The 6,275-nt window shown below is 44.6% G+C and carries 8 protein-coding genes; 6 read left to right on the top strand and 2 right to left on the bottom strand.

Annotated elements, in window-relative coordinates; genetic code table 11:
- Both Q763_RS16330 and Q763_RS17980 read right to left on the bottom strand, forming a co-directional pair.
- The coding region (locus Q763_RS16330; RefSeq protein WP_035136109.1) for a recombinase family protein at positions 1 to 1,558 on the bottom strand (1,558 nt) is incomplete at its 3' end.
- Between the two features lie 80 nt (positions 1,559 to 1,638).
- Entirely contained in the window at positions 1,639 to 1,779 is a 141-nt protein-coding gene (locus Q763_RS17980) for a hypothetical protein (protein ID WP_198133481.1), read from the bottom strand.
- A gap of 477 nt (positions 1,780 to 2,256) precedes the next feature.
- On the opposite strand from Q763_RS17980, the gene Q763_RS16325 reads away from it, so the two are divergent.
- Genes Q763_RS16325 through Q763_RS16300 form a run of 6 tightly spaced genes read left to right on the top strand, consistent with a single transcriptional unit; the run spans position 2,257 to position 6,272 of the window.
- On the top strand, positions 2,257 to 2,649 hold the full coding sequence (locus Q763_RS16325; RefSeq protein WP_035136108.1) for a single-stranded DNA-binding protein: 393 nt from the start codon (positions 2,257 to 2,259) through the stop codon (positions 2,647 to 2,649).
- Between the two features lie 40 nt (positions 2,650 to 2,689).
- Complete coding sequence (locus Q763_RS16320; RefSeq protein WP_035136107.1) at positions 2,690 to 3,763, top strand: DUF932 domain-containing protein; 1,074 nt, start codon at positions 2,690 to 2,692, stop codon at positions 3,761 to 3,763.
- Between the two features lie 49 nt (positions 3,764 to 3,812).
- Positions 3,813 to 4,211 (top strand): hypothetical protein, encoded by a 399-nt coding sequence (locus tag Q763_RS16315; RefSeq protein WP_035136106.1) that lies wholly within the window; start codon positions 3,813 to 3,815, stop codon positions 4,209 to 4,211.
- Positions 4,212 to 4,222: 11 nt separating this feature from the next.
- Positions 4,223 to 4,855, top strand: a complete 633-nt coding sequence (locus Q763_RS16310) for a PRTRC system protein E (protein WP_052123486.1) — start codon at positions 4,223 to 4,225, stop codon at positions 4,853 to 4,855.
- Positions 4,856 to 4,872: 17 nt separating this feature from the next.
- A complete protein-coding gene (locus tag Q763_RS16305; protein WP_035136105.1) occupies positions 4,873 to 5,091 on the top strand; it encodes a PRTRC system protein C in 219 nt (72 codons plus the stop codon).
- Between the two features lie 14 nt (positions 5,092 to 5,105).
- On the top strand, positions 5,106 to 6,272 hold the full coding sequence (locus Q763_RS16300; protein WP_316931474.1) for a hypothetical protein: 1,167 nt from the start codon (positions 5,106 to 5,108) through the stop codon (positions 6,270 to 6,272).
- Positions 6,273 to 6,275 lie beyond the last annotated feature (3 nt).

Here is a 6,275-nt window from a genome sequence, read left to right as displayed (position 1 = left end):
TCACTGGTTCGAGTCCAGTTCCCGCTACTAGACAGGAGAAATGATTAAATTGATCATTTCTCCTTTTTTTATTCCTTTGTAACTCATTGTTAATCTGAAAGATACGATGGGCGATTGAGTTCATTCGAGCGGTTCGATAACTCTGTCCGTCAAACTCCATTTTTTCAGGGAATATCGAACCAATTATACTTCGTTTTGTTTCAATTCCTCCCTCAACGTAGAGTTTACCTATGTTTGTGAGACTTTCGAGTGCTTTGTCTACTAGCTTATTTATGTTAACTTGTTTTGTTAGGGTTTCCTCCTTATTGAGCTGTTCTTCCAGATTTTCTATCTGTTCACGGCATTCTTTTTTGATAAGGATATAATCTTCGTCATCGATGGTTTCCGATAATAATTTGTTCCTGGCAACGGATAATTTTGCATTCAATCTGTCAATCTCATTTGATATCTGTTTCTTTTTATCAACCGGTTTTTTAAGGAACTTTCGGTAGTTGTCCAGGAATATTTCCCTAAGGTATTTTCGTACCGGTTCTTTGATCTCCAACAACTGTAATCCTTCCTCGAAAATCTGGTTGGCGTTTTCCGCATTTTTACGGAAACCACAACTTGAATGGCAATGGTAGTAGTTGTAATATTTGGTTCGTCCCTTAGACGAACTTCCGGTCAGGTTACCACCGCATTTGGGACAGGTTATAAAGCCTCTTAAGGGGAATTTGTCATCGGTAAGTATGGTGATATGCGGGCGTGCCGATCTTTTGTTGCCATCCAGTATCAATTGCACTTGATCGAACAGCTCTTTTGAAATTAGCGGTTCATGTTGACCATCTACAAAATGTGCTTCTTCATCTTTAAATTTCTCAATGAATATTTTACCGTAATACAAAGGGTTTCGAATGATCATATGGAATGCGCTTCGGCTTATTTTTACCGGAGCAGCCTGCATCATTTTCAGTCGGATGGTATTGGCAGCCAGTACCCCTTTGGATAGTTCCTCGAATGCCCATCGTAAACAGCCAGCTTCGGGCTCTTTTAAGGCCACATATTTCCTTCCGTCTTCCTTACTTCTGTTGATATAACCAAAGGGAGCCCTTCCCATCATACGCCCTTCTTTTCTGGCCCTGCGCATTCCGTAATAGGTATTGAGTGCCCTGCGGTCATTTTCCACCTCAGGAGCTGCCAGATAGATAGCCAGCATCATTTTGTTTTCGGGTATGGACAGATCAAGTGGCTGTTCAACGGCCTGCGGTTCCACACCCAGTTTGGTCAGGATACTGATCATCTGGTATGCATCACCGGCATTACGGCTGAATCGGTCCCATTTGGTGAAGAGTAAGAGATTGGTTTTGCAGCGCCTTTTCTTAAGGCTGTCCAATAGCCTGATCCATTCGGGGCGTCTGAAGGTTTTTGCAGAATGGTCTTCGTAAACAATTTGCCCGATGGTAATCTTGTTGGTATTACAATAGCGTTTCAGCCTTTCTTCCTGGTCTCTTTGGGAATATCCTTTGTCGGCCTGTTCGTCGGTTGAAACACGGATGTACAAATCGGCTATCTTTTTCATGCTAATCTCTTTTAAATGAATACTGTTATATTTTGAAGGGATTGGCTAAGATAGTAAATAAACTACTCAGGGTCAAAGTATTACCGAAGTGTAATCATGGTCAGGTCATACAAAAATGCCATAATAAGCTCGGTTTCCTCACGGTCTACATCCATGCCTTCCCTGCGAAAAAAGGCCATAGCCTCTTCAACCGGAATTTTCTTTAGTTCAATTATCTTCATCTCCTTTTCCCTTATGTGTCTGCCTAAAATACCCCATGTCTCAGGGGCTGCCTGTGTATGTCATTTTATGGTAGGGTTTGTCCTGAAGTGACAGGGCGGGACAGTCTGTTATACCCACTTTTCTTTTTGTCGGAAATGCACCTGCCTTATACCTGTTTTACCGGGTATTGTAACCGTAAAGGTTATTATAAAATAAAGGGAAAACTTTTTCCAATACGAAACGGCTAAAAAGGCAGCTAAGGTATTATGGGCACCCCTTTCATGGTCCGGCCAAAAGACTATGGCATAACGGACTACTTCCCTGAAGGGCCCCTTCCATTATTCCGTTTCCTTTTGGCTTTAGCCCTGTGCCCATACCATTTAGCGGCTTTCTTTTTTTCCGTTTTTTCTTTTGGAAAAAAGTTATGCGAAGCAAGGCGAGCATATAGGAAGGGAAGCAAATCTGACAGTATTGTATAACATTAAAAAGGAACGATTATGAACATTATCGGACGACTGACAGGAGATGCACAGGTGCGTACCCTGTCCAATGAGAAACAGGTGGTTAACTTCTCTCTAGCCATCAATGATAACTACCGCAACAGTAAAGGGGAACGCGTGGAACAGACCACCTTTATGGACTGCTCCTACTGGATAAGCTCCAAGGTGGCGGACTTCCTGACCAAAGGGTCACTGGTGGAACTGACAGGCAGGGTGAGCGCAAGAGCGTGGCTGAATAAGGAAGGGGAAGCCCGCTCGGGGCTGAACTTCCACACCTCCCAAATCAAGCTGCACAGCGGAGGCAGGAAAGCGGAAACCTCCGCAGACACACCACAGCAGGATAAGCAGGGTAAACCCTCAGGGGAGGATAAGGATGATTTGCCTTTCTGACAAGCCAGCCAACAGATGTATAATTTAAAATCTTAAAATCATGGGACACAATCTTAATTATAACGAAGGGACTGGAAAATATTCATTTTTCAGTGTAAAGGAAAAAGCATGGCACAACTTAGGGCAGACCGTAGAAGAGTACCCGACAAGTGAGCAAGCCATACAATATGCAGGACTGGACTACGAGGTCATCAAAAGCCCGTTGTTTACCAAAGGGTCAGGCGTTATCGAAACCCAACATGGTACAGAAGCGGGAAGCAGTGAGCTGCAAGTACCCAACTATTTTGCCAATATCCGCAGTGATAATAATGCCGTTTTGGGTGTGGTTGGTAAGGATTACCATATAGTACAAAATCGTGAAGCCTTTAATTTTTTTGATGCTATCGTAGGAGGTAGCGAGGGCATCCTATATGAAACAGCAGGGGCTTTGGGAAAAGGGGAACGTATTTTCATTACCGCCAAACTGCCTGACTATATCCGTGTGGGCAACGGGGATGATGTTACCGAAAAATACATATTCCTGACCACCTCCCACGACGGAAGCGGAAGCATAACAGCAGCCTTTACCCCAATACGTGTTGTCTGTCAAAACACCCTGAATGCTGCCATGCGCAATAAAAGTAATGTGGTACGTATCAAACACACCTCAGGGGCAAAACAGCGTATCGAGGATGCCCATAAAATCATGGGGCTTGCCGATACCCTGAGCACACAACTTGAAGGTATTTTCAACGAGTGGGCAAAGGTAAGGGTAACTGACCGAGAGGTTAAAAAACTCATTCAACTGGCATTATGCCCCAATAAAGAAACCCTTGACTTACTGAAAAAAGGAGCAGAGGACGAGGTGTCTACCGTGTTTAAAAATACCGTTGAAGATGCCTTTGCCTATGCGATGATAAGCGATACCCAACAGATGGAGACCACAAAAGGGACTTTGTTTGGGATGTACAACGCCGTGACTGGCTACTATCAGAATGTGCGCAAGTATAAGGACGAGGAAGCCAAACTGCAATCTATTGTGATGGGCGGTACGGCACAGGGTAAAGCCCAAAAGGCATTTGACCTGTGCAGGGACTTTGCCCAATCGGGAGCAGACATATTCAAATTCAATTAACAGCAATCGGCAACCGCCTCAGGGCGGTTGTCCTTAAAACCACAAAATTATGAGAGCATTACAGGACATGAATAATGTGGATAAAGCCTACCTGCTTGCCCGATTGTTTCCCGATGAAAGGGAAGCCCTTATAGGGGTGGCATTGCAACAGGTTGAATTTTTCATACAACAGGAGCAGGCTGTCAGGGACATGTGGAAAGATACCCTGATAACGGCTGAGTTTTGGTACGACCTTGTCAGGAGTACACAGCGTATTATCCGAAATCAGGGTACGGGACTGTACAGAAGTGCAAGAGTATTCTCCGACCAGTTATTTGACGGGTACAATGCCATATTTATGATATACTGCCTTATAGGCTACACACAGGATGAAGTATGCCCCTATAAACTCAAACAGGCAATACACTTGCTTTTTGGGGAGTATCAGCTTTTTACTATTGCCATTTAAAATACAGGACTATGACAACAAATTTTTTCAATCAGATAGCACAGTTGGACATTACAGGAGATATACACCTTAGGGTGTCCAAAGGTACACAGAACAACCTTATCGTATCGGTAATGGTTCAGAATGAAGGGTGCGGGGATCAGGCAAAACACCTGATACCGCCCCTTACCCTACGGGGAACGGCTGCGGAACTGGATGAAGGCTTTTTTGGGCAGGTGACCACACCTCTGCAAAGCGTATCGGGACTGATGGTCAATATGGAGGTATATATGAAACAGCTTGAAACCGCCAAAGCACAATCGGCAATGGAAAAACAGAAAGCCGATAAAGTGAAAAAGGAAAAGGAAGCTAAAGAGAAAAAGTATTCCGAGGCTATGGCAAAAGCGGACGAACTGGAACAGGAAGGTAAGTACCGTGAGGCATGGATAAAAGTCCCTAACCCTTCGGACTATCCCGAAAAGACCGAAGCCATCCGCAAACGTAAATCGGAACTCTCTGCTAGGTTCGCACCCGACCTTTTCGGGGAGGACAGCCAAGAGGTGACCCCGAAACAGGAAGCAACAGACCCCGAAGGACTTTCCCCCGACTATCAGACCAAAGAGGTGGAGCATGAAATGGATTTCGGGGAAGAGGATAAAGATTAACCCTAAAACGTAAAATTATGTTATTAGCAACACATTTGGAACGGGTATTTATACTCAATGATAAAGGGCAGGAGGTGCAATTGACCGACCCCGAACCACGTTGGAGCGTGGAAGCCGTACTGAACTTTTATGCGGGTACTTATCCCATACTGACCACTGCAAAAGTGAGTGCACCTGTCATCAGGGATGACAGGGTGGAGTACCGATTTGAAAGCGTGATGGGAACTAAAGGTTAAACCAAAAATTAAAAATGATGAATCATGGACAACCACATACTGTCGGGCTGTATCAGCCCGCCCCAAGCGAAAAGGCAACAGCAGTTGCACGGGCAGTTGGGGGAGTTCGCCCAATGGATGCAACGCCCCAAAGACAGTGCAGAAATACAAAGGGACAAAAGACAGCCCCTGCCCGTAGCCATGCTGCCAATGGTTTTTTAAAATCCGTATTTCTGCCCAAACTGGAAAAGAACCAAACCTTACAGGATAGTAAGGAAACGGCAAAAACGGAAAGGGATTTTTATACCTCCCTTTCCCAACTTTCTGAGCATTACCATATCGCCCCAATGCCGACACAGCAGTACGGTTATCCCTATAACGTGGCACTGGCACTGTGGGAGGTAGGGGAGCAACTGAAACATCGTATCACTGATTTTGATAATCTCTGCCTGTTACAGGATAAGGGGAATACCTTCCTCTTATGTGAAGAGCGTTATAATACGGGGTCAACCCTGTATTATATCCCTGTTGCACCCTTATATCACATGCTGAGAGACCCCAAGCGTAAAGCCTCTGCCCACCTGCTGCTGTCGGTCTGTACTTATTTATATCACATAGCGGATATTCCCTATTACAGGCAGGGAAACAGTTACCTGTACTGGATGTATGAAATGATGACAGACTGGATAGAACAGGACGAGCAGTCCGAGGAAACGGCAGCCAATAGGCGTGAACTGGAACAGGCAGCCCTTATAGGGGACTGTATGGAAAAGAAAATGTATAATCCTGAAAACCTCAATGTATTTGAAAATCGGCTGAGGAATTTTAAACCCCGTGATGCCTTTGACAGGGATTGCTTAACCATAGCCCGTGAAGGTTTTGCCCTTTATCAAACCTGCCCAAACGAACGGGTTTACAGGAATATCCCCAAAGGGGACTATTACGGGGAAGGGTATGAGGATAACGAAGTCATTCTGATGGACAAATATGTGTCCTTTATTGCTGATACAAAAGGATGGCTTTATGAAAGGCTGTCGGACTTTGTGAATAATGAGTTTAACGAGTACGGAGAAATTGAAGAGCCTGCCATTTGCAAATCTTTTGACGGTAAACCTATAGCACAGGGCAACCTTGATTTTGAGAACCGCCTTTTTACCCTGATGGATAACCTGTGCGGATTGTTGTATAATTATGAACCTTAATGT

Origin of the sequence: Flavobacterium beibuense F44-8 (genome assembly GCF_000769915.1) — a bacterium.
In the GTDB taxonomy this organism is placed as follows: Bacteria; Bacteroidota; Bacteroidia; order Flavobacteriales; family Flavobacteriaceae; genus Flavobacterium; species Flavobacterium beibuense.
Note: the sequence above shows the minus strand (reverse complement) of the source record. Positions and strands in the feature narration are given on the sequence as shown.